The 25,506-nt window shown below is 61.7% G+C and carries 21 protein-coding genes and 1 riboswitch; of the genes, 7 read left to right on the forward strand and 14 right to left on the reverse strand.

The annotated features are described in order from the left end of the window. The 4 genes from K0F86_RS27420 to hppD form a co-directional block, all read right to left on the reverse strand. On the reverse strand, positions 1 to 1,281 hold a 1,281-nt coding region (locus tag K0F86_RS27420), incomplete at its 3' end, for a TonB-dependent siderophore receptor (protein WP_257572045.1). 165 nt (positions 1,282 to 1,446) lie between these two features. Then, positions 1,447 to 2,898 carry a S41 family peptidase gene (locus K0F86_RS08045; RefSeq protein WP_257572046.1) on the reverse strand — a complete coding sequence of 484 codons (1,452 nt, stop codon included), beginning with the start codon at positions 2,896 to 2,898 and terminating at the stop codon, positions 1,447 to 1,449. Between the two features lie 193 nt (positions 2,899 to 3,091). Beyond that, positions 3,092 to 6,688 carry an indolepyruvate ferredoxin oxidoreductase family protein gene (locus K0F86_RS08050; protein WP_219133933.1) on the reverse strand — a complete coding sequence of 1,199 codons (3,597 nt, stop codon included), beginning with the start codon at positions 6,686 to 6,688 and terminating at the stop codon, positions 3,092 to 3,094. A gap of 294 nt (positions 6,689 to 6,982) precedes the next feature. Then, positions 6,983 to 8,110 (reverse strand): 4-hydroxyphenylpyruvate dioxygenase, encoded by a 1,128-nt coding sequence (gene hppD, locus K0F86_RS08055; protein WP_219133934.1) that lies wholly within the window; start codon positions 8,108 to 8,110, stop codon positions 6,983 to 6,985. Between the two features lie 125 nt (positions 8,111 to 8,235). On the opposite strand from hppD, the gene K0F86_RS08060 reads away from it, so the two are divergent. Further along, positions 8,236 to 8,760, forward strand: a complete 525-nt coding sequence (locus K0F86_RS08060) for an Lrp/AsnC family transcriptional regulator (RefSeq protein WP_070220829.1) — start codon at positions 8,236 to 8,238, stop codon at positions 8,758 to 8,760. On the opposite strand, the gene K0F86_RS08065 is transcribed toward K0F86_RS08060, so the two are convergent. From K0F86_RS08065 to K0F86_RS08080, 4 genes are all read right to left on the reverse strand, one after another. Then, positions 8,752 to 9,456: a GNAT family N-acetyltransferase gene (locus tag K0F86_RS08065; protein WP_219133935.1), complete on the reverse strand. Its 705-nt coding sequence runs from the start codon at positions 9,454 to 9,456 to the stop codon at positions 8,752 to 8,754. The two genes, K0F86_RS08060 and K0F86_RS08065, sit on opposite strands and share 9 nt — an antisense overlap. Before the next feature lie 86 nt (positions 9,457 to 9,542). Continuing rightward, entirely contained in the window at positions 9,543 to 10,640 is a 1,098-nt protein-coding gene (locus tag K0F86_RS08070; protein WP_219133936.1) for a multifunctional CCA tRNA nucleotidyl transferase/2'3'-cyclic phosphodiesterase/2'nucleotidase/phosphatase, read from the reverse strand. Positions 10,641 to 10,652: 12 nt separating this feature from the next. Then, positions 10,653 to 11,369, reverse strand: coding sequence for a glutathione S-transferase family protein (locus K0F86_RS08075; RefSeq protein WP_219133937.1), 717 nt, complete (start codon positions 11,367 to 11,369; stop codon positions 10,653 to 10,655). A 22-nt stretch (positions 11,370 to 11,391) separates the two neighbouring features. Further along, entirely contained in the window at positions 11,392 to 13,338 is a 1,947-nt protein-coding gene (locus tag K0F86_RS08080) for a lytic transglycosylase domain-containing protein (protein WP_257572048.1), read from the reverse strand. A gap of 137 nt (positions 13,339 to 13,475) precedes the next feature. On the opposite strand from K0F86_RS08080, the gene K0F86_RS08085 reads away from it, so the two are divergent. After that, positions 13,476 to 14,003: a 5-formyltetrahydrofolate cyclo-ligase gene (locus tag K0F86_RS08085; protein WP_257572049.1), complete on the forward strand. Its 528-nt coding sequence runs from the start codon at positions 13,476 to 13,478 to the stop codon at positions 14,001 to 14,003. Positions 14,004 to 14,018: 15 nt separating this feature from the next. On the opposite strand, the gene metF is transcribed toward K0F86_RS08085, so the two are convergent. The 5 genes from metF to metK all read right to left on the reverse strand — a co-directional run bounded on the left by metF (position 14,019) and on the right by metK (position 18,818). Then, the gene (gene metF, locus K0F86_RS08090) at positions 14,019 to 14,849 is read right to left on the reverse strand and encodes a methylenetetrahydrofolate reductase [NAD(P)H] (protein WP_219133940.1); all 831 of its coding nucleotides are present in this window, start codon (positions 14,847 to 14,849) and stop codon (positions 14,019 to 14,021) included. After that, a complete protein-coding gene (locus K0F86_RS08095) occupies positions 14,836 to 15,192 on the reverse strand; it encodes a phage holin family protein (RefSeq protein ID WP_034783534.1) in 357 nt (118 codons plus the stop codon). The genes metF and K0F86_RS08095 overlap by 14 nt, the downstream gene beginning before the upstream one ends. Positions 15,193 to 15,387: 195 nt before the next feature. Next, positions 15,388 to 16,812, reverse strand: a complete 1,425-nt coding sequence (gene ahcY / locus K0F86_RS08100; protein WP_219133941.1) for an adenosylhomocysteinase — start codon at positions 16,810 to 16,812, stop codon at positions 15,388 to 15,390. Positions 16,813 to 16,836: 24 nt separating this feature from the next. Next, positions 16,837 to 16,905: riboswitch (S-adenosyl-L-homocysteine riboswitch) on the reverse strand. Positions 16,906 to 16,991: 86 nt separating this feature from the next. Beyond that, entirely contained in the window at positions 16,992 to 17,507 is a 516-nt protein-coding gene (locus K0F86_RS08105; protein ID WP_219133942.1) for a hypothetical protein, read from the reverse strand. Between the two features lie 144 nt (positions 17,508 to 17,651). Continuing rightward, on the reverse strand, positions 17,652 to 18,818 hold the full coding sequence (gene metK, locus K0F86_RS08110; protein ID WP_219133943.1) for a methionine adenosyltransferase: 1,167 nt from the start codon (positions 18,816 to 18,818) through the stop codon (positions 17,652 to 17,654). 188 nt (positions 18,819 to 19,006) lie between these two features. On the opposite strand from metK, the gene K0F86_RS08115 reads away from it, so the two are divergent. Genes K0F86_RS08115 through dapF form a run of 3 tightly spaced genes read left to right on the forward strand, consistent with a single transcriptional unit; the run spans position 19,007 to position 21,623 of the window. Next, positions 19,007 to 19,876, forward strand: a complete 870-nt coding sequence (locus K0F86_RS08115; RefSeq protein WP_219133944.1) for a lysophospholipid acyltransferase family protein — start codon at positions 19,007 to 19,009, stop codon at positions 19,874 to 19,876. Further along, complete coding sequence (locus tag K0F86_RS08120; protein ID WP_219133945.1) at positions 19,873 to 20,748, forward strand: lipid A biosynthesis acyltransferase; 876 nt, start codon at positions 19,873 to 19,875, stop codon at positions 20,746 to 20,748. The genes K0F86_RS08115 and K0F86_RS08120 overlap by 4 nt, the downstream gene beginning before the upstream one ends. Before the next feature lie 11 nt (positions 20,749 to 20,759). After that, entirely contained in the window at positions 20,760 to 21,623 is an 864-nt protein-coding gene (gene dapF, locus K0F86_RS08125) for a diaminopimelate epimerase (RefSeq protein ID WP_219133946.1), read from the forward strand. A gap of 24 nt (positions 21,624 to 21,647) precedes the next feature. Here dapF and K0F86_RS08130 read toward each other — a convergent pair whose 3' ends face one another. Further along, complete coding sequence (locus tag K0F86_RS08130) at positions 21,648 to 23,150, reverse strand: SEL1-like repeat protein (RefSeq protein ID WP_219133947.1); 1,503 nt, start codon at positions 23,148 to 23,150, stop codon at positions 21,648 to 21,650. Positions 23,151 to 23,565: 415 nt separating this feature from the next. Here K0F86_RS08130 and K0F86_RS08135 point away from each other — a divergent pair, with 415 nt between their 5' ends. Next, the gene (locus K0F86_RS08135; protein WP_219133948.1) at positions 23,566 to 24,648 is read left to right on the forward strand and encodes a porin; all 1,083 of its coding nucleotides are present in this window, start codon (positions 23,566 to 23,568) and stop codon (positions 24,646 to 24,648) included. Positions 24,649 to 24,827: 179 nt separating this feature from the next. After that, a complete protein-coding gene (locus K0F86_RS08140) occupies positions 24,828 to 25,505 on the forward strand; it encodes a DUF484 family protein (protein ID WP_219133949.1) in 678 nt (225 codons plus the stop codon). Position 25,506 lies beyond the last annotated feature (1 nt).

The following is a 25,506-nucleotide window of genomic DNA, read 5'->3' on the forward strand; positions in this document are numbered from 1 at the left end:
CGCGCGCGGCGTGTGGCTTTCGCTCTTGTACACCGAGGCGTTGTAATTCGCCTCATACTGCCAGGATGACGTACCGGGAATGCGGCCCTTGGCGCCCAGCGAGATGGCCGTGGCCAGGTCATCCCATTTGCGGTTATAGCGGTCCACGCCGCCCATTTCCTCGGGCGAGATATAGCGCGTCCACGCTTCGTAGCGATTGGTATTCTGGTTGCGGAAATAGCTGCTGCCCGTCGACGACGACGTCCACGACGGCCCGCGCGTGTTGTTCTCGGTCGAGTTCTTGCCGATCAGGAAGTCGGCGAACAAGGTCGTTTCCGGCGACAGCTCATAGTTGGCGCTGCCGAACACGTTCTGGCTGCGGTTCTTGGTTTGCGTGGTCCAGTAAGTGGGACCCACTTTCGGGCTGGCGCAATAGCTGCCGTTCTTCGCCTGGTACTTGACGGTACTGCCACCGAACAGGTCGCCGAACTGCGTGCAGGTGTCGCCCAGGTCCACGTAGGTGCCGGAAGTGCCCGCCTTTACCACGCGACGCGAGGCGATATTCGTCGGCGTTCCCGAGCGGGTGGCCATGAAGTCGCGCTGCAGGCTCGACAGCGGATCGCGCTGGCTCAGCTCCACGCTGAACAGGGTATGCAGCTTGTCGAAATTGCCGCCGCCCGTCAGCTGCACGCGCTGGTTGCCGGCGCCGCCACGCGTGGTGCCGCCCGCCTTGACGTTGATATCGAAACCTTCCGTCTGCTTTTTCAGGATCACGTTGACCACGCCGGCGATCGCGTCCGAGCCATAGATGGCCGAGGCGCCGCCGTTGAGGATCTCGATGCGGTCGACAATGCTCGACGGGATATTCGCCAGGTTGGTGAAGTTGACCGTGCCTTCGTAGGCGACGGGGAAGTCGGCCAGGCGGCGGCCATTGAGCAGGATCAGGGTGTGGTTCGGACCGAGGCCGCGCAGGCTGATGGTATTGGCCGACGGCGTGAAGGTGTTGCCGAAGTCCTCGCCTTGCGTAAAGCCGCTGTTCTGTACCTGGTTGGTCAGCGCATCGAAGACGTTCTTGTACCCTTGCTTGGTGATTTCATCGCCGGTCAGGATGGTGACGGACGATGGTCCCTCCAGGCTGGCGCGGGGAATCCGCGAACCGGTGACCACGACGGCTGGCGGGGTAGCCGCCGGCTGCTGATCCGCTGCGGGCGCTTGCGTCTGCGCGTGCGCCTGCCATGCGGAACCGCCAAGGATGGCCAGTACGGCTACGGTGAGCGGTGGTAACTTGAATTGTATAGGCATCTTTGCGCTTCTCAAGGTTAGGGAGAAGGCAAAAGATATCAAGATGCCAGCAATTACAGAACGAATGGATTCGTTCTTCCATATACCAAAATTGTTATATAGAAATATTTCTGAGAAAAATTCTGCCCCTCCTTCACCTTGGAAGGGGGGGGAAATGGGGTTTTATCATTTCAATACAGCAATTTCCTTGTAGGCCGGGCGCAGCAGCCGCGCCGTCGTATCGGCCGGACTCTGCATCGAACTCAACAGCCTGGTCGCGCCTGTGGCCGGGACGCAGCTGCCGCTGCTGCGGTAGCGCAGCGCCGCCGCCAGCATGCCTTCCGCCGCGTCGCCCAGCTGGTGCTGATAATCATCCGTCACGTCGCAGGTCGGCGCCATGCCATCGGCAAAGTCGCCAAAGCCCTTGGCGTTGACGCCCTGAAACTGCACGGCGAAATAGGTGGTGCCGCAATTCGGTGCAGGGTAAAAACCGTAGGGCTTGCCGCACGTCGTGCCGCCGATCAGGTTGACTTGCACATTCACGCCGCGCAAGCCGTTGATGATGGCTTCGCTGGCCGAGCAGGTATTACCCGTCGTCAGCAAGGTCACCCGCGTCAGCCCCAGCGAGGGCAAGGGCGTGCCCTTGGGAAGGGGATTCGGGCCGGGAAAACCCTGGCTTTGCGCATGGAAGGGCACGGGCGCTTTCGGCCGCGTCTTGTCATTGAAAAGCACTTGCTCGAAGGTCTTGCCGGTGGTGACTTGCGGGCCGGCAATCATGTAAGCGAGCTCGCTGGCGACATCGAGATAGCCGCCGCCGTTGTAGCGCACGTCGAGCACCAGGTCGCTGATGCCGGCCGCCTGGAAGCGGCGCATGGTCTCGACCAGCTGGCGCTCGGCGACATTATTGTGGGTGTTGAAGGTCAGATAACCCACCTTGCCCGTGGGCGTGTCGATGATGCGCTCGTTCTGCACGGCGCTGGTGCTGACCTCGACCGCCAGCAGGGTGGCGTTTCGCACCGTTCCGTCACGGCTGAAACTGAGCGCATGCGTGCCTTGCGCCTCGGGGAACAGGCCCGTGTTGATGATCTTCACGCTGGCCGCGTCCGCGGCATTGATGAAATCGACGCCATCGATGGTTTGCAGCAGGTCGCCCCGCTGCAAGCCCGCCAGGGCCGCCGGCGAACCTGGTTCGACGATCGAGATCACCGCCTTGCGCGGTGGCGTGTTACGCGTCAGCGCCAGCAGCATGCCGTAGCCCAGTTCGATGCCATTCTGCGCCTTCTCCCACTCCGCCGTTGAATACGTGAAATGGAACTGGTCCTTGGGCTTGCCGGAGGCCGTCATGGCCGTTGTTTTCAGTACGTCGAAATACGCGATGGGCGTAGTGAAGCTTTGCGGCTGGTACGTGGTCGGCACTTCGCGGTACCACAGATACGTTTCATCGATCCAGCTGCGCACCCACGTCAGTTCATCGAGCAAGGTGCCCGGCTTGTCGATGCTGCTGCCGCTGCGCGGTGCCTCGCAGCGGTTCGCCACCGTCGAGGAAGCGACCAGCGCCGCAGGATCCGTCGGCGTGACGGGCGGGACGACGGCCGCGCTGTCGCTGCCGCCACCGCCACCGCCGCAGGCACTCAACAACAGCGCAATGCAAAGGACAACAGGACGAGCGAGGGGCACAGACAAGGAGGAAAAACGCAGGGCATGCATGGCAAAACTTTCCAAAAAGAAATTATCGAAAAATTATAATGCGTTTTGCAAGCAAGCGTTGTTTTCTTTGACACAGAAAAATGGCGCCCGCAGGCGCCATTGCTACAGCCGAGTAGTCACCGCATCATGCGACGCTGGCCGCCACGGGCGCTGCCACGACGGGCGGCAGCGGCGTCGGCGCGTTGAAGGCGATCAGCAAACTGGCTTCCTTCTCTTTCGCCGCCTTCAAATGACGCTCCTTCACGTGACCATAGCCGCGGATGTCTTCCGGGATGCTGGCAATGGCCACCGCTTGCGCCAGCCTGGCCGTCGTCAGTTTCGGCAGCAAGCCGCCCACCGTCGTGCGGTATTCAAGAATCAGCGCGCGCTCCGTCTTGCGCTCGGCCGTATGGCCGAACACGTCGAAGGCCGTGCCGCGCAAGCCCTTGAACTTGGCCAGCACGCCAAATGCCTTCAGCATCCACGGGCCATATTCCTTCTTGATCAGATGGCCCTGCGCGTCCGTTTTCGCCATGATCGGCGGCGCCAGGTGGAACTTGAGCTTGATGTCGCCCTCGAACATGGACGCAATCTTCGCCTGGAAGGCGCCGTCCGTGTACAGGCGCGCCACTTCGTACTCGTCCTTGTAGGCCATCAGCTTGTAGAAGTAGCGGGCCACGGCTTCCGTCAGGCGCAAGTGCGGGCCGTTCAGGGCGCTTTCGGCGGCGCGCACCTGTCCGACGAAGTCCAGGTATTGCTGCGCATACGCGCGGTCCTGGTAGGCCGTCAGCAAGGCGACCCGTTTTTCGATGATGTCGTCGAGCGTGTCGATGCGCTTGAATTCCACCACTTTCGCTGGCGTCGTCATGCGCACCAGGCTGGCCGTATCGTGGGCGCCGGCGCGGCCCCAGTTGAAGGCGGCCTTGTTGAACGCCACCGAGACGTTGTTCAAGTCGATGGCCTTCATGATCGACGCTTCGGTGAGCGGCACCTTGCCCTTTTGCCAGGCATAACCGAGCATGAACATATTCGTCGCGATGGAGTCGCCCATCAGCGCCGTGGCGATCTGGCCCGCGTCGATGAAATCGACGTGATCCGTACCGCAGGCCTTTTCGATTTCCATGCGCGCGGATGCACCGGGGAATTGCCAGTCCGGGTTTTTCACGAACGCGGCCGTCGACGAGCTGGTCGAGTTGATCATGGCCCAGCTGCGTCCCTCTCCCATGCGCGACAGGGCGTCGCGGCTGGCCGTGACGATCAAATCGCAGCCGATCACCAGGTCGGCCGCACCGGTGCCGACACGCGTCGAGTGGATGTCTTCCTGGCGGTCCGCCAGGCGCACGTGCGACATCACGGGGCCGCCCTTTTGCGCCAGGCCGCTCATGTCCAGCACGGAACAGCCCTTGCCTTCCACGTGCGCCGCCATGGCCAGGATCTGGCCGACGGTGACCACGCCCGTGCCGCCGATGCCGGTGACTAAAATGCCGAAAGGCTCGGCCGTCGAGGGAATGGCGGGTGTCGGCAAGGCTGGCGCGGCCGGCGCATCCTTGTCGGCGGCAGCCGCTTTTTTCGGCTTTTTCAAGCCGCCGCCTTCTACCGTGACAAAACTTGGGCAGAAACCCGTCGTGCACGAGAAATCCTTGTTGCAGGACGACTGGTTGATCTGGCGCTTGCGCCCCAGTTCCGTTTCCAGCGGTTCCACCGACAGGCAGTTCGATTGCACGGAGCAGTCGCCGCAGCCTTCGCAGACGGCTTCGTTGATGACGGCGCGCTTGGCCGGGTCCGGGTATTCATTGCGTTTCCGGCGGCGACGTTTTTCCGAAGCGCAGGTCTGGTCGTAGATCATGGCCGACACGCCCGGCATGTCGCGCAGTTCGCGCTGCACGTCCATCAGTTCCGAACGGTGGCGCACGGTCACGCCTTCGGCCCAGGCGTAATCGGACGGGTATTTTTCCGGCTCATCGGTGACGACGATGATGGGACCGACGCCTTCGGCGGCGATCTGACGCGAAATGATGGCCGGAGATAATGGGCCATCGAACTCCTGGCCGCCCGTCATGGCCACCGCGTCGTTGAACAGAATTTTATAGGTGATGTTCACCTTGGCCGAGACGGCGGCGCGGATGGCCAGGATGCCCGAGTGGAAATACGTGCCATCGCCGAGGTTGGTAAACACGTGCTTTTCATTCGTGAACGGCGCCTGCCCCACCCAGGTGACGCCTTCGGCGCCCATATGGGTAAATGTCGACGTTTCGCGGTCCATCCACAGCACCATGTAATGGCAGCCGATGCCGGCCAGCGCGCGCGAGCCTTCCGGCACCTTGGTCGAGGTATTGTGCGGGCAGCCGGAGCAGAAGAACGGCGTGCGGTCCTTTTGCGGATCGGGTTTCGCGCTGATGGCCTTGAGGACGTTTTCCTTCGCTTCCAGGTAGGCGATGCGTTCCTTCACGCGCTGCTCGACCGGGTGACCCGCGTAGTAGCGCGAAATGCGGCTGGCGATCGCCCGCGCGATCATGGCCGGGTTCAGTTCATACGTGGCCGGCAGCAGCCAGTCGCCGTGACCCGTGCCCTTCTGGTTGCTCCACTCGCCCGTGTCGTCGAACTTGCCGACCACGCGCGGACGTTCGCCGTCTTTGAGGTTGTACAGTTCTTCCTTCAGCGCGTATTCGAGGATTTGGCGCTTTTCTTCCACCACGAGGATCTCGTCGAGACCCTTGGCGAATTCGTGCACGCCATCCGCTTCCAGCGGCCAGGTCATGCCGATCTTGTACAGGCGGATGCCGATGTCGGATGCCGTCTGCTCGTCGATGCCCAGGTCGGCCAGCGCCTGGCGCGTGTCGAGGTAGGATTTGCCAGCCGTGATGATGCCGATGCGCGCCTTCGGGCTGTCCCAGATGATTTTATTGAGCTTGTTGGCACGCGCATACGCCAGCGCCGCATACCATTTGTAGCTGTTCATGCGTACTTCTTGCTCCAGCACCGTGTCGGGCCAGCGGATGTTCAGGCCACCGGCCGGCATCTCGAAGTCGGTCGGCAGCACGATCTGCACGCGGTCCGGGTCGAAATCGACGGCGGCGCCCGACTCGATGATGTCGGTCACGCATTTCATCGAGACCCACAGGCCCGTGTAGCGGCTCATGGCCCAGGCGTGCAAGCCGTAGTCGATGTATTCCTGCACCGACGACGGGTACAGCACGGGAATGCCGCAAGCGTTCAGGATGTGGTCGGACTGGTGCGCCGTGGACGAGGATTTCGCCGCATGGTCGTCGCCGGCCAGCACCAGCACGCCGCCGTGCTTGGCGGAACCGGCGTTATTCGCGTGCTTGAAGACGTCGCCGCAGCGGTCGACGCCGGGGCCCTTGCCGTACCACATGCCGAACACGCCGTCGTATTTCGCGTCTTCGAACAGATTCGTTTGCTGCGTGCCCCAGACGGCCGTGGCGGCCAGGTCTTCGTTCAGGCCCGGGTGGAATTTGACGTGGTGTTCATCGAGGTATTTCTTGGCCTTGATCGCCGTCATGTCGACGGACGTCACAGGCGAACCGCGATAACCGGTGATGTAGCCGGCCGTATTCAGGCCAGCCTTGAGGTCGCGCTCGCGCTGCAGCATGGGCAGGCGGATCAGCGCTTGCGTGCCCGTCATGAAGGCGCGGCCACGCTCCAAGGTGTATTTGTCGTTCAGGGAAATTTCAGACGCGTGCGCGCCCGGCTCAAGACTCGAGCCCTTGATTGGTGCATTCATTACTTGTCTCCATTATTCTCTGTGCTACGCGTGCAGGTCGGTTGAACTCACACGTACCGGCCTCGCTTTGTGAGCAATGCCGGTGCGGAAAAATGACTTGTTTGTCGTAGACTACCACAGGAAGGCGCGCAGTTCTTTGCTGCGCTGCACTCTCGTGTTCTTACCTTTTTGCTGCTTTTTAGTGCTTCTTTTTGCGGGCATGTCGGGTTACGCCATTCTGGCTAACCCGACCTACTGACCCCAGCTGTAGGTCGGCTTAGCCGGAACGGCGTAAGCCGACAAACAGCCCTCGGCTTACGCCGCGCTCGTATCTTTCAGCACGCCGCGCTTGATCTGGTCCAGCTCGATCGATTCGAACAGCGCGCGGAAATTGCCTTCGCCGAAGCCCTGGTCGCCCTTGCGCTGGATGATCTCGAAGAAGATCGGGCCGATCACCGTCTGCGTGAAGATCTGCAGCAGCAGTTCGCGTTCCGTTTCCGTGCTGTGGCCATCGATCAGGATGCGCAGGCGGCGCAGTTCTTCCAGCTGCTCGCCGTGGTTCGGCAGGCGGCGGTTGACCAGTTCATAGTATGTTTCAATCGTGTCCTGGAAATCGATACCCGTATCGCGCATGCCTTGCACGGAGGCGTAGATATTGTCCGTGCCCAGCGCGATGTGCTGGATGCCTTCGCCATGGTACTGGTCCAGGTATTCGGCGATCTGCGACTTGTCGTCCGACGATTCATTGATCGGGATGCGGATCTTGCCGCACGGCGAAGTCATGGCCTTTGATTTGAGGCCCGTCAGCTTGCCTTCGATGTCGAAATAGCGCACTTCGCGGAAGTTGAACAGGCTTTCATAGAAGCTCGCCCATTCCTTCATGCGGCCACGGTGCACATTGTGCGTCAGGTGGTCGATGTAGGTCAGGCCGTGGCCGACGGGGTTGGCGACGGCGCCGGGAATGGCGACGAAATCGACGTCATAGATGCTGATGTCGCCGATGCCGCCCGGTGCGGCCGCGCCTTCCTTGTCGGCGCCCTTGCCGCGCCAGCGGTCGACGAAGTACAGCAGGGAATCGCCCACGCCCTTGATGGCGGGGATATTCAGCTCCATCGGACCCGTTTTATTGTCGAAACCCCAGGCGCCCAGTTCCAGCGCGCGGCGGTACACGAAGGCCGCGTCGTCGACGCGGATGGCGATGGCGCACACGGACGGGCCGTGATGGCGGGCAAAACGCTGCGCGAACGAATCTTGTTCGGCATTGATGATGAAATTGATGTCGCCCTGACGATACAGGGTGACATCTTTATGGCGGTGGCGCGCGATGGCCGTGAAGCCCATGTTCTCGAACAGCTTGCCCAATGCTTTTGGGTCTGGTGCTGCATACTCGACGAACTCGAAACCATCGGTACCCATCGGGTTATCCCAAGGCTGAAATTGCATGATGTCTCCTCCAAGAAGTAGCGCACAGTATAGGCGTGGGTCACGGGCATTAAATGCCAAAGATCTCCCGAACAATCATGATTTGCGCAATAATATTGCGTGAAACGAGAACCACCGGAGGGAGCATGAGCAAAATTACGCTGGATAAAACGGACCGCAAGATCCTTGCCGTCCTGCAGGCCGATGGCCGCCTGTCGAATCAGGACGTGGCCGAACAGGTCAGCCTGTCGCCGTCGCCATGCTTGCGCCGCGTCAAACGGCTGGAAGAAGCGGGCGTGATCCGCCAGTACGTGGCCCTGCTGGACCCGGAAAAGATCGGCCTGGGCTTGCTCGCTTACGTGAATGTACGCCTGGAAAAGCACAGCGACGCCACCGCGCACAGCACGGCGCGCGTGCTGGCGCCGAATCTGGTGACGAATACCTCGCCGCGCGCCGACTTCGCCGTGGCCGTGGCGCATTGGCCGGAAGTGGTGGCCTGCTACGCGATGACGGGCGAAATGGATTATTTATTGCGCGTGCACGTGGAAGACATGGAGCATTTCTCGCGCTTCATGATGGCAACCCTGTTGCGCCACCCGGCCGTGCTGGACGTCAAATCAAGCTTTGCCTTGCAGCGCATCAAGGATACGACGGCACTGCCCTTATTGTGATGGCGGCCCGGGCTGCTTCTTGCGCCCCGGTAAGCGCTCCCACAGTTTGCTGGCGGCGCGCGCATTCGCCTTGAACGTGTAGTCGAACATGGCAAACTGCTCCTGCACGGCTTCCTGCAGCATGCTCGTCGGGTTCGGCGGCAATAGTTTCAAATAAGCATCCGCTTCGCCATAGTCGCGCTGGATTTCCATGCCCGCCTTCTTGGCGATATGCATCATCGTCTTGTTGGACGACAAGCAATGCATGTACAGGGTATCGACATCGTTGTTGCGGCAGTGTATCGCCGCCCGCTCGAACAGTTTCGAACCGACGCCCATGCCGCGCATCGATTTCGACACGGACACGCCAAACTCGGCCACCTGCTCCTTGTCCGTGACGACACTTTTCGCCGGCGACTGGTCCTTCGGCGCAAACGCCAGATGCCCCACGCCCACCAGCTTGAACAGGCTGTTGTAGACACCATAAATCATGTCGCGCGAGAAATCCATCTTCTGCACGTACTGCGCCACGAGCTCATCAGGCAAGGTGCTGCCGAAGCGCAGCAGGCGGTCGCTTTTCTCCAGCGACAGAAAATGCTTCATCATGCGGCGCCGGTCGCGCTCGTGCAGCTGCTTGACGAGTACGCTCGGACGCCCGCCGCCGCTACGACTGAGCCAGCGGCGAAACGGATTTTGAAACAGCTTGGGTAAGGTCACGACGACTCCTGGGGCGGTGCTGCGGCACGTCAGGCCGGTATTGTGCAGTGCAACATTATGGCACCATTGTAGCCTATTCCCGCCATTCAAGCCTGGGCCAGGAATGCTTGCACGGCGGCAACCCGCGCCGCATGGATGACTTCGGGAATGCGTTTCGGCTCCGCGCAGCCCTGCGCCAGCGCGCCCGCGTTGACGGCGCGCGCCGCGTCGAGGCCGCCCTGCAACCGCGTCGCCTGGGGAAAGTCGCCCGCGACCAGCCCATCGCACGCCACCGCTTGCAGCAGTTGCGCAAAGCGCTGCGGCTTGCGCAAGCCGTCGCAGCGTTCGCACAGGCTCACCACGGCTTCGGCGGTCAACGCCAGCGCGCCGTTGATCTGCTCCAGCTCGCGCGCCGCCATGACGGCCAGCTCGCGGCACTCGTTGGGCACGCGCAGGCGCTCGCTCAGCTGCTCGATGGCATCCTTGCTCACATGCAGCATCAGGGCGGCGAAACGCACGGGCAAGTCAAGGCCTTGCGCGGCCGCATGGTCGATGACCTGCAGCAAGCGCTCGCTGAGCGTGATTTCCCCCATGATGCGCGCCAGCGCGCCGCACTCGTGCAGCACCGCCAGCATGCGCGACGGCCGCGCTTCCATCAATCCTTTCGCCACTTCCTGCCACACGCGCTCGGCCACCAGGGCATCGACTTCGCCATCAAGCACCATGCGGCGCATCAGTTCCATGGTGGCCGGTGCGACAGTAAAACCGTCGAAACGGGCGGCGAAGCGGGCCAGGCGCAAGATGCGCACGGGGTCTTCGCCGAACGCGTCGGACACGTGGCGGAAGATTTTGTTCTCGATATCCTGAATGCCGCCGAACGGGTCGGTCAACGTCCCGTCCTCGGCTTGCGCAATGGCGTTGATGGTCAGATCGCGCCGCACCAGGTCGTCTTCCAGGGTGACGTCGGGCGCCGTGTGGAAGACAAAGCCCCGGTAGCCGGGGGCAGTCTTGCGCTCCGTGCGGGCCAGCGCGTATTCTTCCTGCGTCTTCGGGTGCAAAAACACGGGGAAATCCTTGCCGACGGGGCGGAAGCCCTGGCGCAGCATGTCTTCCGGCGTGGCGCCCACGACAACGTGGTCGTGGTCTTTCACGGGCAAGCCCAGCAGTTGGTCGCGCACCGCGCCACCGACCGTGTATATCTTCATAACACTCTTTTCTTAATCAGGCAGTTCCGCGTCGTGCTTGGCCGCGACTTCCGTCTCCGCCAGCGCTGCCGAGATCCAGCGCGCCACGGCCGGGTGCGCCTGCACGCGCTCGCAATACGCGTTCAGCGCCGGTGCCAGACTCACGCCATACGTGCGGAAACGCATGACGACGGGGGCGAAATACGCATCGGCGATGGAAAACTCGCCAAACAGGAATTGGTGGTGGCCAAAGCGCGATAAACACTCTTCCCAGATTTCGCTGATGCGGCCAATGTCGGCCTGCGCGGCGGCCGTGCGGCCACGGCCCGGCAACTTCGCCTTGATATTCATCGACATGTCCGTGCGCAAGCCGGTAAAGCCCGAATGCATTTCCGCGCAGACACAGCGCGCCATCGCGCGCGCGGCCACGTCTTGCGGCCACAGGTGTTTATCAGGAAACTGCTCGGCCAGATATTCGCAGATGGCCAGGCTGTCCCAGATCGTGATCTCGCCCGCCAGCAACACGGGCACGCGGCCGCAGGCCGAATAGGCGGCGATTTTGGTGGCCGTGTCGCTCTGGTCGAGCAGCACGCGCACTTCCTGGAACGGGATGCCGAACGCCGTCATGGCCACCCACGGGCGCATCGACCACGACGAATAATTCTTGTTGCCAATGATGAGGGTCAGGCCCGGCTCGCGCGCGGCAGCCAGGGTTTGCGTCAGGCTGGGATCAAGGATGGTCGTTTGCATGGTCGGATATCAATTCATTGAGTTACGGCAAATCGGCCGCGATGGCGCTGTTTTTCGGTCCCACGGTACCCAGCCGCGCTTTCAGCGACTGCGGGCGCTTCTCGAACAGGGCCGCGTAATACGTGGCGTTGGCCATCACGTTTTTCACGTAGCCGCGCGTTTCCGTGTACGGAATCGTTTCGGCGAAGACGGCGCCTTCCAGCGGCCGCGTCATGGTGGCGCGCCAGATGCGCAAGCGCCCCGGCCCCGCGTTGTAGGCGGCGCTGGCCAGCACTTGCGAACCGTCGAGGCCGCCGAGCACCATGTTCAGGTAATTCGTGCCCAGCAAGACGTTGGTGCGCACGTCGCTCAAGGTTTCCGTGACGAAATCGGTGAGGCCGATCTTCTTGGCGACATAACGGGCCGTCGAAGGCATCACCTGCATCAACCCGGACGCGCCCACATGCGACTGCGCATCCATGATGAAGCGCGATTCCTGGCGGATCAAGCCATACACCCAGGCTTTATCCAGGCCCAGGGTTTGCGTGGCCGGGTGCATGACGTCGTCGTGCGGCGTCGGGTAGCGTTGCGTGTAATCGACTTCCAGGCGCGTGCGGTCGGACGTATTGACCATGCGGTCGAGCACATTGTTCTGGCGCGCAAATTCCGCGGCCGCCAGATGCTGGCGATCCGTCATCGAACGCAATTCCCAGTTCCACTCGCGCGTGCCTTCGAAGCGCAAGCGCATGTTGAAAAATTTCAAGGCGCGCTGCAAGCCCGGATTGGCGGCCATGGCGGCGATTTCCGTCGGCGTGACGGGCTGGCCCGGCGGCGGCAGCACCAGATGGTTGCCCAGCTCTTCATTGGCCAGCAAGCCGTAGAAATTCGACTGGTCGGCAATCGTGCGGTACAGGGTGTCGGCTTGCGCATTCGGGCGGCCCGGCGTTTCCGCCTGCTGCGCGCGCGCCAGCCAGTAGACCCAGGTGGGATCCGTGCGCAGCGAGGCCGGCATGGCCTGGATCGACGACTTCACCACAGGCCAGTTGCCTTCGCGCAAGGCAATGCGCGCTTTCCACTGCATCTGCTCCTGGGTCAACGGTGCGCCATTAGATTTTTGCCAATATTCAAACGCTTCCGGCACCAGCGAATACGACGCCTGCAGGGCCAGGTTGGCCCAGCCGATGGCCTGTTCCTGCGCGGTCAGTTGCGCGCTGGCTTTTTGCAAGGCCACCACGCCCAGTTTCAGGGTACTTTTCGCCATGCGGCCGATGGCCACCAGGTACATTTCATGGTCGGCGCGGCTGGGTCCAGGTCCCTTGGCCAGCATCAGCGCCGGCAAATCGATCGCTTGCGCCATCTTCGCGTCGGACGCGCCCAGCAGCAGCGCGATGCGGCGCGCCGGGCCCGTGGCGTTGGTCTGGCCCGCCAGGCGGATTTGCGCCCACAGGTCGTTCGTGTCGAACTGGCCATTTTGCGCCAAGACCGCGATCAGGCTGCCGCACGCTTCACCATAGCCGGGCGGCGACACCAACAGATTGCGCGCTTCGGGCGCCACATTCTGCCCCTTGGCCGCGCGCGACATCAGCGCGTAGCACTTGAGCTGGGTATCGTCGTCGAGCGCGAATTGCGGATATTGCTCGTCAAACACGACCCAGTCGCGCTTGCGGCCCAGTTCCAGCAGCCAGTCGTTGCGGAAACGGTCGGCGATGGCGCTGCCCTTGTAGCGGTTCAGGTAATCGCGAAATTGCGCCTCGGTCAGCAGTTTGATGCGCGGTTTCAGCCGATAATAGTCAACATACGATGGAATCTGGTAATTCGTCAGGCGCCCCGCATAAAAGTCGGCTTTTTCGGCGTCATCCTTGCGCGCGGCGTCGCGCAGCAGCAGGAAGGCATCGTCCTCGCTGCGCGTGTCGGGGGCGGCAGGAGAGACGGTGGCGGACACCTGGGCCAGGGCGGCCAGGGGGGACAAGGCCGATGCAACACACAGCATCGTGCCGGCAATCCATTTCAGTGGGGAAATCAATGTACGACTCTCAATCTTAACTTGATGGTGATATGAATAGCGACCCTAGAATAACATGCGATCCGGCTACACGGCCACCCATTGCGCCACAGGACAAAGCCGGCTTGCGCAAGGCCCTGCTGGCGACCCGCCGCGCCCTGCCCGAGGCCACGCGACTAACGTGGGATGCGGCCATCGCGCAACGCCTGCTGGACTGGTGCGCGCAGGAAAAAGTCGAGGAACTGGGCGTGTACTGGCCCCTGCACGGCGAGCCGGACTTGCACGGCGCGTATGCCCAGCTGGCCGCGCGCGGCGTGCAATTAAGTTTACCCGTGGTGCTGGAAAAGCATGCGCCGCTGGCATTTTCCGACTGGACACCGGGCGAGCCCATGGTCAAGGATGGCATGGGCGTGGCCGTGCCGGCCCGGTTGCGCCTGCGTCCGGCGCCCGCCACCCTGCTCGTGCCCTGCCTGGGTTTTAACCACGAACGATTTCGCCTCGGCTATGGCGGCGGCTACTATGACCGCACGCTGGCGCAAACGCCCCGTCCGCGCACCTTGGGCATCGCCTATGCCTGCCTGGCGGCAAGTTTCCCTAACGGCGAATACGACATCGCCCTCGATCACATCGTGACCGAGGGCGACTTTTTCTGACGAATCAAACAGCGATTATTTGACCAGGCGCTGCCACAGTGCGGTCGTGGGCGCCGCCTGGTTCATGCTATAGAAATGCAAGCCTGGCGCGCCGCCTTCCAGCAAGCGTTCGCACAAGCCCGTCACCACGTCCAGGCCAAAAGCCTTGATGGACGCGCTGTCGTCGCCGAAGCTGGCCAGTTTCAGACGCACCCAGCGTGGAATTTCCGCGCCGCACATGTCCGAAAAGCGCATCAATTGCGTGTAGTTCGTGATCGGCATGATGCCGGCCACGATGGGCACGTTGATGCCCATCTTCTGCGTCTGCTCGACAAACTGGAAATACGCGTCGGCATTGTAGAAGTACTGGGTGATGGCCGCATCGGCACCCGCCTGCACCTTGCGCGCAAACGCGTTCAAGTCGTCCTGCGGCGAACGGGCTTGCGGATGCACTTCCGGATAGGCGGCCACTTCGATATGAAAATGGTCACCCGTCTCGGCGCGGATGAATTCCACCAGCTCGTTGGCGTAGCGGAACTCGCCCGAGGCGCCGTAGCCGCTGGGCAAGTCACCGCGCAAGGCGACGATACGGCTCACGCCGGCCGCCTTGAAATCGGCCAGCACGGCGCGGATCGATGCGCGCGAACCGCCCACGCAAGACAGATGGGGCGCGGCTTGTTCGCCGGCCGCCAGGATCTCGCGCACGGTATCGAGCGTGCCCTGCTGCGTGGTGCCACCGGCGCCGAAGGTCACCGAGAAATACTTCGGCTGCAATTCAGACAACTTGATCCGCGTGGCGCGCAGCTTTTCCGCCCCTTCCGGGGTTTTCGGCGGGAAAAACTCAATACTGAAATTATGCTTTTCCATCGTCATTACTCAAAAGTAAGGTCGACAAGGCCCAGGAAATGATGCTGTACAGAATGGCACCACCCACGGCAGACCAGAAACTGGCGACATGGAAACCATCGATCACCTGCGCCACCAGCCAGAACAGGAAGCCGTTGATGATCAAAATGAACAGACCCAGCGACAAAAACGTCACGGGCAGGGTCAAGAGGATCAGCAAGGGACGGATCAGCGCATTGACCAGCCCCAGCACGGCAGCCGCCAGCAGCGCCGTCCAGCCGCTGCTCATCGTCACCGAGTGCATCAGGTAAGGAACGGCAAACAGGGCTGCCGCATTGATAAACCAAATCAGTAGCAAGCGCATTTCTCTAGCCTGTCAAAAAAGATATTGAGACAGCACAGTAACGGCTGTCTCTAACGATACACCGATCAGTCTTGTTGCCTCAGGAACCGTAGCGAGCGGATGCGCGGCGTGGCCGAGAAGCGCAGCTGTGCTTTAGCACAGTGAGCATCGCCGGCCGCGCCCCGCGCCGCGCAGTAGGTTCATGAGGCAACCATCTTAATAGCGGTAGTGCTCTGGCTTGTAGGGGCCTTCTTGACGCACGCCGATGTAGTCGGCTTGCTCTTGCGTCAGTTCCGTCAGCTGCGCATTCAACTTTTTGAGTTGCAAACGGGCGACTTTTTCATCGAGGTGTTTTGGCAAGGTGTACACGCCGACCGGGTAGTTGGCCGTGTTCGCGTACAGCTCGATCTGGGCGATCGTCTGGTTGGCGAACGACGAGCTCATCACGTACGACGGGTGGCCCGTGCCGCAACCGAGGTTGACCAGGCGGCCTTCGGCCAGCAGGATGATGCGGCGGCCCGACGGGAAGATGATGTGGTCGACTTGCGGCTTGATGTTTTCCCACTCGTATTGCTTCAACGAAGCAACGTCGATTTCATTGTCAAAGTGACCAATGTTGCAGACGATAGCCTGGTCTTTCATGCGCGTCAGGTGATCGTGCGTGAGGATGTGATAGTTGCCGGTGCAGGTGACAAAGATGTCGCCGTGTTCGCAGGCGTAATCCATGGTCACCACGCGGTAGCCTTCCATCGCCGCCTGCAGTGCGCAGATCGGGTCGACTTCCGTCACCCATACTTGCGCCGACAGGGCGCGCATGGCTTGGGCCGAACCTTTACCGACGTCACCGTAACCGGCGATGACGGCCACTTTACCGGCGATCATCACGTCGGTGGCGCGCTTGATGCCGTCGACCAGCGATTCACGGCAGCCATACAGGTTGTCGAACTTCGATTTCGTGACGGAATCGTTGACGTTGATCGCAGGGAAAGCCAGCTTGCCTTCCTTGTGCATTTGATACAAGCGGTGCACGCCGGTCGTCGTTTCTTCCGTCACGCCGAGGATTTCCGGCAGACGCTTCGAGTACCAGGTCGGGTCGGCCAGCAAGTGTTGCTTGATCGAGTTGAACATGCAGATTTCTTCTTCCGAACCGGGATTGGCCAGCACCGACAGGTCGGTTTCCGCGCGCACGCCCAGATGCAGCAGCAGGGTCGCGTCGCCGCCATCGTCGAGGATCATGTTCGAATAGACAGCCTTGCCGTCCGCATCCGGCCATTCGAAGATGCGGTGCGTGTATTCCCAGTAGTCGTCCAGCGACTCGCCCTTGACGGCGAACACTGGCGTGCCGGCGGCAGCGATGGCGGCGGCAGCGTGATCTTGCGTGGAGTAAATGTTGCACGATGCCCAACGCACTTGCGCGCCCAGTGCTTCCAGCGTCTGGATCAGCACGGCGGTCTGGATGGTCATGTGGATGGAACCGGTGATGCGCGCGCCTTTCAAAGGCTGCGCTGCCGCGAATTCTTCGCGGATGGCCATCAGGCCAGGCATTTCCGTTTCAGCAATCTTGATTTCTTTGTTGCCCCATGCGGCCAGAGTGATATCGGCGATGGTGTAGTCGTGTTGCGATTTGAGTACGGCGTTCATCACGCCCTCCTTTCAGTTGAAAAAGGTACGTGAGCGCAGTTGCAGGATATTCCGAGCCTGGCGAATTTCTTCGTCGCAACGCTCCTCGGACACTGCATCATAACATTGGCCATGCGCCGGCGGCAACCATTAGTCAAGCGGGCCGGCCGCCTGGCAGGTCCGCGACGCGCGCTGGCGCGCTATGGTTTCTGCGGCGGCCAGTTCTTGCCCTGGCTGAGACAGCTGGCGCGCTCGTCAGCATCGAGGCGCCGCGTTATTTCATCGGCCAGGTCGCGCAGGATGGGCAGCATGTCTTTATCGGCCTTGCTGCCGTCGGTCGGATAATTCGCGGCGCGCATGGCCCATTTGCAGGTGATCACGGGATCTGGCTTGATATTCGAGCGCCAGGCATCGGGATCCGTGGCGAGAAAACCACTGTCCGCATAGATGGTGAGCACATGCAAGGCCTGGCGTGCCGACATTTGCCCCATCAACTCGGTGAGTTCGGGCCGCATCTGCACCGGCGTTGCCAGCGAACCCTCGGGGAAAATAAATTTGCCGCCCGCCGCCAGGATCAGCACGGCATGGCCGTCGCCCGCCTCCGCCTTGTCCAGCCATTGCCCCACCGTCAGCGTGGCCGGCGCCGCCACCGCAACGGACAGGCCGAATGTAGCCACCAGAACAACAAACAAGGAGCGTGCGCGCAACAAGGTCATGGAATTCTCAAATTGGTTTATTTGCAATAAATTGTAGCGTATCCCTACGGCAACGCCGTTCCGTACGCGCCGTCGCGTGCGCGCCCATGAAAAAAGCGCCCGCGGCCAGAAGGCCGGGGCGCTTTTCTTGCAAATCTGACTAGATTACTTCAGGCCGGCAGCGTCGCGCAGCAGGGCGACCTTGTCCGTGCGTTCCCACGTGAATTCCGGCTCTTCGCGGCCGAAGTGGCCGTAGGCGGCGCTCTTTTGATAGATCGGGCGCAGCAGGTCGAGCATTTGCACGATGCCTTTTGGACGCAAATCGAAGTGCGCCAGTACCAGCTTGGCGATTTCCGCGTCAGGAATCACGCCCGTGCCTTCCGTGTAGACGGTGATGTTGATCGGCTTGGCCACGCCGATGGCGTAGCTGACCTGCACCTGGCATTGGCGCGCCAGACCGGCCGCGACGATGTTTTTCGCCACGTAACGGGCCGCGTAGGCTGCCGAACGGTCGACTTTCGACGGGTCCTTGCCCGAGAACGCGCCGCCGCCGTGCGGGGCTGCGCCACCGTAGGTGTCGACGATGATCTTGCGCCCGGTCAAGCCACAATCGCCTTGCGGACCGCCGATGACGAAACGGCCCGTCGGGTTGACGAGGAATTTGGTCTCCGTCAGCCATTCGCGCGGCAGGATCGGCTTGATGATTTCTTCGATGACGGCTTCTTCGATCTGCTTGTGCGAAATTTCTGGCGCATGCTGGGTCGACAGCACGACCGTGTGCACGCCGACGGGGCGGCCATCGACGTAGCGCAGGGTCACTTGCGATTTCGCATCCGGACGCAGCCATGGCAAGCGGCCATCCTTGCGCAGCTGCGACTGGCGCTCGACCAGGCGGTGCGCGTAGTGGATGGCGGCGGGCATCAGCTCGGCCGTTTCATCGCAGGCGTAGCCGAACATCAGGCCCTGATCGCCAGCGCCTTGATCCAGGTCAATACCCGCACCTTCATCGACGCCTTGCGCGATGTCGGGCGACTGCTTGTCGTAAGCCACCAGCACGGCGCAACCCTTGTAGTCGATGCCGTATTCCGTATTGTCGTAACCGATGCGTTTGATGGTTTCGCGCGCAACTTGAATATAATCCACATTGGCATGCGTAGTAATCTCGCCAGCCAGCACCACCAGGCCCGTGTTGCACAGGGTTTCGGCAGCCACGCGGGCGGTCGGATCCTGGGCCAGGATGGCGTCAAGGATGGCGTCGGAAATTTGATCGGCAACCTTGTCGGGATGGCCTTCCGAGACGGATTCGGAAGTGAAGAGATAGTCGTTTGACATTGCAAGCTCCTGTTTACTATGTGAATGTTCTGTCGCAGTAAAGAGGATTTTGCCTGCGACGCTTTAGCGATATTTATATTCCGCTTCGCAAGTTGTCTATTAACTCAGCGGGTACTACATACGTGGTATTTTACGCTTCTTAAAAAATTTTGGCACAGCAACACGCCATTCCTGGAAACAGCTTATTCATGTTAGTCCCAATTTTCCGCTTTTTATCCCTCTTTCCCCTGCCCGTCCTGCATGGCCTGGGCGCTGCGCTCGGCTGGGTGATTTACGCCATTTCCCCTTCCTACCGGCGCCGCATGCGCGAGAACATGCAGGGTGCGGGGTTTTCGCAACACTTGCACACGGCCGTGGCCGAAGCGGGCAAGAGCGTGCTGGAATTGCCCTTCATCTGGTGCGCGCCAGCCGAGCGTGTAGCGCGCCATGCCACGGTGGAAAACTGGGACCTGGTGGAAAAAGCGTTGCAACACGGCCGCGGCATCGTCTTCCTGACGCCGCACCTGGGCTGCTTCGAGATTGTCGCGCAACAGATCGCCCTGCGCACGCCGCTCACCGTGATGTACCGCCCGCCCAAGCGCGCCGCCCTGAAACCGCTGATCGAGGGCGCCCGCGCGCGCGAAAACCTGATGCTGGCGCCGGCCAACATGTCGGGCGTACGCATCTTTGCCAAATGCCTGAAAAAGGGACAACCCATCGGCCTGCTGCCGGACCAGGTGCCGCAAGAGGGCGAAGGCGTGTGGGCCGATTTCTTCGGCCGTCCCGCCTATACCATGACCCTGCCGGCCAAGCTGGCGCAGATGGGCGGCGCCGAAGTCATCATCACCTACGCCGAACGCCTGCCGGGCGGACGCGGCTATGTCGTGCATTTCGTGCCATTTACCGCATCGCTGGACAGCACTTCGGCCGAGCAGGCGCGCACCATCAACGCGGCCATGGAACAATTGATCGCGCGCAGCCCGGCGCAATACCTGTGGAGCTACAACCGCTACAAGGTACCGCGCGGCGCGCCGCCGCCCACGCCGGCCAGCCCCGATGCCGCCAAGGAGCAGGCATGAGACTGCTGATCGCCTTCATGTGGCTGCTGCACTGGTTGCCCCTGCCCATCCTGGGCCGCTTCGGCGTCGGCGTTGGCAGCGTGTTGTTCCTTGTCATGCGCAAACGGCGCGATATCGCTCTGACGAACTTGCGCCTGTGCATGCCGCAATTGTCGGAAGCGCAACGCGTGGCCCTGGCGCGCCAGCATTTTCAGGCGTATTCGCGCAGCGTGTGGGAGCGCAGCATCCTGTGGTGGGCATCGGAAGAACGCCTGAACCGCCTGATCAAAAAAGTGCCCGCCTTTCCGGGCCAGCAGATCGCGGCCAAGCCCACCATCCTGCTGTGCCCGCACTTCGTCTGCCTCGACGTGGCCGGCGCCGCCACGGCGATGGAAATTTCCGCTTCCTCGATGTATGTGCAGCAAAAGAACGCCGCCTTCGACCAGGCCCTGCGCGCCGGCCGTTCGCGCTTCAAGCCGCCCAAGCTGTTTACGCGCCAGGACGGCATCAAGACGATTCTGCGCGCGCTGCGCGACGGCTTGCCGTATTTCATGCTGCCGGACATGGATTTCGGCGAAAAGGATGCGGAATTCGTGCCCTTCTTCGGCGTGCCCGCCGCCACCCTGACGGCCACGGCGCGCCTGGCACTGGCCGCCAAGGCGCAAGTGATTCCCGTCATCGCCACCTTTTTGCCCAATTACCAGGGCTGGAAAGTGACGTATTACCCGGCGTGGGACGATTATCCGGGCGACGACATCACGGCCGCCACGCGCCGCATGAACGAATTCATCGAAGAGCGGGTGCGCGAAGCGCCAGCCGAATACTTCTGGACGCATAAACGCTTCAAGACGCGTCCGCAAGGCGAAGCCTCGTTCTATAACCAGCACAAGTGATACGGCAAAACATGAAACTCCACTTTACCAAGATGCACGGCGCCGGCAATGACTTCATCGTCATCGATGCCATCAATCAAGATATCGACTTCACGCCGGCCCAGTGGCAGCGCCTGGCCGACCGCCGTTTCGGCATCGGCGCCGACCAGATCCTCGTGGTGGAAAAGCCGCGCCTGCCCGGCTGCGACTTCCGCTACCGTATCTATAACAACGATGGCGGCGAAGTCGAGCAATGCGGCAACGGCGCGCGCGCCTTCGTCAAGTTCGTCAGCGAAAAAGGGTTATCCGACAAGGCCAGCATCCGCGTGGAAACCATGGCCGGTGTCATTTCTCCCCGCCTGGAGCGCGATGGCAGCATCACGGTCGACATGGGCGCGCCCGTGCTGGAACCGGCACTGGTGCCGTTCGACGCCAGCGGCCTGGCTGGCGTAGCGCAGGGAACTGACACCCTGTGGCCGCTGGACCTGGCACTGCCGGGCCAAACCTCTCCCGTGCTGGTGTCCGTCGTCTCGATGGGCAATCCGCATGCCGTGCAAGTGGTCGAGGATGTCGACGCGCAAGAACTGGAACAATCGGGCCCGCTGATCGAGCACCATCCGCGCTTTCCCCGCAGGGTCAACGCCGGCTACATGCAGATCGTCGACCGCCATCACGTGAAACTGCGCGTGTATGAACGGGGCGCTGGCGAAACATTGGCTTGCGGCACGGGCGCCTGCGCCGCCGCCGTGGCCGGCATCCGGCGCGGCTTGCTGGACTCGCCCGTGCGCATCAGCGCGCGCGGCGGAGAACTGTCGATCGCCTGGCAAGGCCCGGGCCAGCCTGTCCTGATGACGGGCCCGGCCGTGACCGTGTTCGAAGGCGTGATCGAGCTGTAAACAGGTAAAAAACAGGAGTAAAAGTCAGGCGGCCAGGAACTGCTGTTCCTGCGCGACATCCAGTTCGGCCAGGTAGCACTTCAGGCGGTACAGGCGTTGGCGGTAATTGCCTTCCGGCCCCGTCACGCCGCAATCGACGCGCTCGAACAGGCGCACCACCTGATCGAGCAGCTGGCGCTCCTGCGCCGTGCGGATCAATACCAGCCGCCGCTTGCCGCGCCCATGTGTGGCGCTGATATCGATCAGCAGGCAATGTCCCTGGTCGGCCGCATGGAGATCGAGCAGCAAGGACTCGGCACGCGACAGGTGAAAGCAGCGCGCCAGCTCCAGCCGTGCCGCCAGCAAAGGGTGGCTCAGGCCCAGCTGGCGCAGTTGTCCATCGGCGTGCAGGGCGGCATACTGGCCCCAGTCGCCGGACTCGCCGCGTGGCGCGATCTTCACCAGCGCCGCCTCCGCTTCATTGCTGCCTTGCGCCTGCGCCTGCAGCAGCCAATAGGTGGCACGCACATCGTTGTTGACACCGTCGCGGCGATTGCGCCAGGCATGCATGCCGCACTCGAGCTGAGCCGGGCCATGCCCCAGGTCGGCGGCACGCTCCAGACAGGAATGGGCTTCGACCACATTGCGCTGGGAAAATTCCGGTTTTGTATAGATGCGCGACAGCACGAACCAGGCTTCGGCCAGGCCCTGCTCGCCCGCTTGCGTCAGCCAGCGCACGGCCCGCTTGAAATTGGCCGCGCCGTTGCGCGTGGCCAGCCGCTGTCCATGCGCATCCATGCGCGCATAGCCGAGTCCCAGCTCCAGCTGCGCCGTGCGGTCGCCACCATGCGCGGCCAGCTCACAACATTGCCATCCCTCGGCATCGCCGCCTGGTGCCAGTGCCTGGGCGCAACGCGACAGCAACTGCACCTGCTGCGCGTCCAGTGCGATCGTACGCGCACCGGCCGCCGCCTGGCGCTGCAACAGCTCGCGCGCCAGCGGCAAGCCTTGCGACAGGAAGCCCGCATGGTTGCCCTGGCTCCAGGCCTGCTCCAGCCAGGCGTACAGGGGCGTATCGCCATCGAGGGCGTGCTTGCCAGCGACGCCGGCATCCGGCACACAGGCTGCGGACGCTCCTTCTTGCATGGATAACAACCATTGCGCATCGGGCAAGCCGGCGCACACGGCAGCGTCCAGCGCCACGCGTGCCTTGGCGCGCAAGGTTTCACAACTGCTGGCGGCATTGCCCAGCACCAGTTGCGCCAGTACCAGGCCCGCCTGCACCAGGCCCGCATCGAACGCCTGCGCGTAATACGGAATCAGCGTCCTGGCTGCCGGTTGCGCCACTTCAAACGGCACGTGCGTACCGATCAGCAGGCAGGCTTCCTGGCTATCCTCCTGGGCCGCCCGCGCCAGCCAGTGCAAGGCGGTCGGCAAGCTCTGCGGCACACCCTGTCCGAACAGATACAGCCGTCCCAACGCCAGCTGGCAAGCCACATCGCCCGCGCGTGCGCCCTTGATCAATCCTAATGTTTCGCGATTTGCCATCGATTCTCGATATTGAGTCAATGATTCTAAGAATAGTGCACCGTCTCCGGACCCATCAGTGCAGGCCGTCCCTTAGTGTAACGTCCTTGTGTCGTAAATCCGACTAAGCCGGCTTAAGAACTTGATTCAACGCAACAATGTCCTGGCCAGGACACGCCAATATGGCAAGGCGCCGATACGGTGGCGATGGGAGAATGCCGGCCATCGGCGCAGGATCGGCAAAAAACGCGCGTTACAAAAATACAACAGGGCCATGGATTTATGACGCTTTTCACCAATCTTTTCACGCACATTTGACCAATCCCGCACGTCTTGCGCGCCAACGAATTAAGGTTCATTCATCGAAACGCGGTAATTGGCGCATTTCAATCTGCTCGGATCTCGGACGGAACTCACTTTTAATAGGGAATAAGACATGAAAAAATCACTCGTTGCCCTCGCACTCTTCGGCGCCTTTGCCGCAACCGCACAAGCGCAGTCGTCCGTCCAAATCTACGGCACGGTCGATGCTGGTCTGGGCAAAGCGACTGGTTCGACCACCGTCGTCACCAAGCGCGACAACAACAAGCTGGGTTTCAAGGGCACGGAAGATCTGGGCAATGGCTTGAAAGCTATTTTCCAACTGGAAATTCGCTATGAATCCGATACGGGTACGCTGGAAAGCAACTCCCGTCCGCTGTTCCAGGGCCAAAGCCGCGTCGGCCTGCAAGGCGACTTCGGTACCGTGCGCCTGGGCCGTGGCCTGACCGCCTTCCAGGAATCGAGCACCGCGTTCGAACCATGGTCGGGCATGCCTACGACCGCCGGTTTCCAGACCGATATCACGGTCGCCGGTTACACCAGCGATCCGCTGAGCGCAGCCGGCAATTCGCGTAACCGCTTCTCGAACGCCGTGTTCTACAACTCGCCAGTCATCAACGGCTTCCAGTTCAACGCCACTGTCGCTGCGAAAGAAGCCAATAACTTCGGCGGCATCGGCTTCAATGCACCAACGCCCGCTAACGTAGCAGTGCGTGCCAATCCAAGCGGCAACTACGCCGTGGCGGCAAACGCTGCACCAGCGTCGAGTCCGTACTCGATGTCGGCTACCTATACCAACGAACAGTTCGCCGCCATGGCCGCCTACGAGCGCAATGGCGTGCAAGCCAAGCTGTGGTCGGTTGCCGCATCGTTCAATCCGATCAAGGAATTGAAACTGATGGCGTCGTACCAGCATCAGGATGACAGCAACTTCAAGATCATCAATACCGATACCAAGGCATGGCTGATCGGCGCCAACTATGACGTCGGCCCAGGCAAGATCCGTGCTGGCTACGGTCAGAAAACGCCAGATGGCACCGTCAAATCGAAGCAAGCTTCGTTGGGCTATGACTACAATTTGTCGAAACGCACGTATGTCTACGCAGACATCTCGAACAAAAAAGCGGCTAACCTGAACAATTACAATGCATCGGTCACCACCAACTACATCGGTCTGGGCGTACACCACAATTTCTAATGTCCCGCACGTCACCCGTCACGGGTGATTGCTGAGCAAGAAATGCAAGGCGGCATGGTTAACCATGCCGCTTTTTTCATGTGCGCGCGGAAAATGTATCGGCACCCGGCCCTTTGCGCCTATGCCGCCGCACTCTCGGTTAGAATGAAGCGTTCAACTTTCACTGACAGATATTCTCAATGACCGCCACACTCGATTCCAGCACCGTCGCCCAGTACCTGAGCGAGCATCCGACTTTCTTCGAAGAGCATACCGCACTGCTCGGCGAGGTCAAGCTGAGCAGCCCGCTGACGGGACGCACCATCTCGCTGCAGGAGCGGCAGATGGAAGTGATGCGTGACAAATACAAGGCGCTGGAACTGCGCATGTCCAAGCTGAGCCGCCTGGCCGAGGAAAATGGCGACATCGCCAGCAAATTCCACGGCTGGAACCAGGCCATGCTGCAAGTGCGCAGCGATGCGGCCATGCCGCGCGTGCTGGTCGACGCCCTGCAAAGCAATTTCGACGTGCCCTACGTCAGCCTGCGCCTGTGGCAAGTGCTGCCGGAACACGCCAATGGCTGGTTCACGGAAGAGGTCACGGCCGACGTGCGCATGTTCGCCAACAGCCTGCAAGCGCCGTACTGCGGCAGCAACCGCGATTTCGAAGCCGTGCACTGGTTGCAGGCGGATAAAATCGAATCGACCGTCATGATCGCCCTGCGCGCCCCGAACACCACGGGCACCTTCGGCTTGCTGGTGCTCGGTTCGCCCGACAGCGAACGCTTTACGTCGAGCATGGGCACGGACTTCCTCGTGCACATCGGCGCCACGGCCAGCGCCGCCCTGGCCGCGCTGCGCGCCGGCTCGCCTGCCTGAG

This window comes from Janthinobacterium sp. UMAB-60, assembly GCF_900095235.1.
Taxonomy (GTDB): Bacteria; Pseudomonadota; Gammaproteobacteria; order Burkholderiales; family Burkholderiaceae_D; genus Janthinobacterium.

What these genes read in the sequence shown, in the direction of transcription:
- K0F86_RS08050 (WP_219133933.1), bottom strand. Translation starts at nt 6,688, where the DNA reads ATGAATGCACCAATCAAGGGCTCGAGTCTTGAGCCGGGCGCGCACGCG.
- hppD (WP_219133934.1), bottom strand. Translation starts at nt 8,110, where the DNA reads ATGCAATTTCAGCCTTGGGATAACCCGATGGGTACCGATGGTTTCGAG.
- K0F86_RS08060 (WP_070220829.1), top strand. Translation starts at nt 8,236, where the DNA reads ATGAGCAAAATTACGCTGGATAAAACGGACCGCAAGATCCTTGCCGTC.
- K0F86_RS08070 (WP_219133936.1), bottom strand. Translation starts at nt 10,640, where the DNA reads ATGAAGATATACACGGTCGGTGGCGCGGTGCGCGACCAACTGCTGGGC.
- K0F86_RS08075 (WP_219133937.1), bottom strand. Translation starts at nt 11,369, where the DNA reads ATGCAAACGACCATCCTTGATCCCAGCCTGACGCAAACCCTGGCTGCC.
- K0F86_RS08080 (WP_257572048.1), bottom strand. Translation starts at nt 13,338, where the DNA reads ATGCTGTGTGTTGCATCGGCCTTGTCCCCCCTGGCCGCCCTGGCCCAG.
- metF (WP_219133940.1), bottom strand. Translation starts at nt 14,849, where the DNA reads ATGGAAAAGCATAATTTCAGTATTGAGTTTTTCCCGCCGAAAACCCCG.
- K0F86_RS08095 (WP_034783534.1), bottom strand. Translation starts at nt 15,192, where the DNA reads ATGCGCTTGCTACTGATTTGGTTTATCAATGCGGCAGCCCTGTTTGCC.
- ahcY (WP_219133941.1), bottom strand. Translation starts at nt 16,812, where the DNA reads ATGAACGCCGTACTCAAATCGCAACACGACTACACCATCGCCGATATC.
- K0F86_RS08105 (WP_219133942.1), bottom strand. Translation starts at nt 17,507, where the DNA reads ATGACCTTGTTGCGCGCACGCTCCTTGTTTGTTGTTCTGGTGGCTACA.
- metK (WP_219133943.1), bottom strand. Translation starts at nt 18,818, where the DNA reads ATGTCAAACGACTATCTCTTCACTTCCGAATCCGTCTCGGAAGGCCAT.
- K0F86_RS08115 (WP_219133944.1), top strand. Translation starts at nt 19,007, where the DNA reads ATGTTAGTCCCAATTTTCCGCTTTTTATCCCTCTTTCCCCTGCCCGTC.
- K0F86_RS08120 (WP_219133945.1), top strand. Translation starts at nt 19,873, where the DNA reads ATGAGACTGCTGATCGCCTTCATGTGGCTGCTGCACTGGTTGCCCCTG.
- dapF (WP_219133946.1), top strand. Translation starts at nt 20,760, where the DNA reads ATGAAACTCCACTTTACCAAGATGCACGGCGCCGGCAATGACTTCATC.
- K0F86_RS08130 (WP_219133947.1), bottom strand. Translation starts at nt 23,150, where the DNA reads ATGGCAAATCGCGAAACATTAGGATTGATCAAGGGCGCACGCGCGGGC.
- K0F86_RS08135 (WP_219133948.1), top strand. Translation starts at nt 23,566, where the DNA reads ATGAAAAAATCACTCGTTGCCCTCGCACTCTTCGGCGCCTTTGCCGCA.
- K0F86_RS08140 (WP_219133949.1), top strand. Translation starts at nt 24,828, where the DNA reads ATGACCGCCACACTCGATTCCAGCACCGTCGCCCAGTACCTGAGCGAG.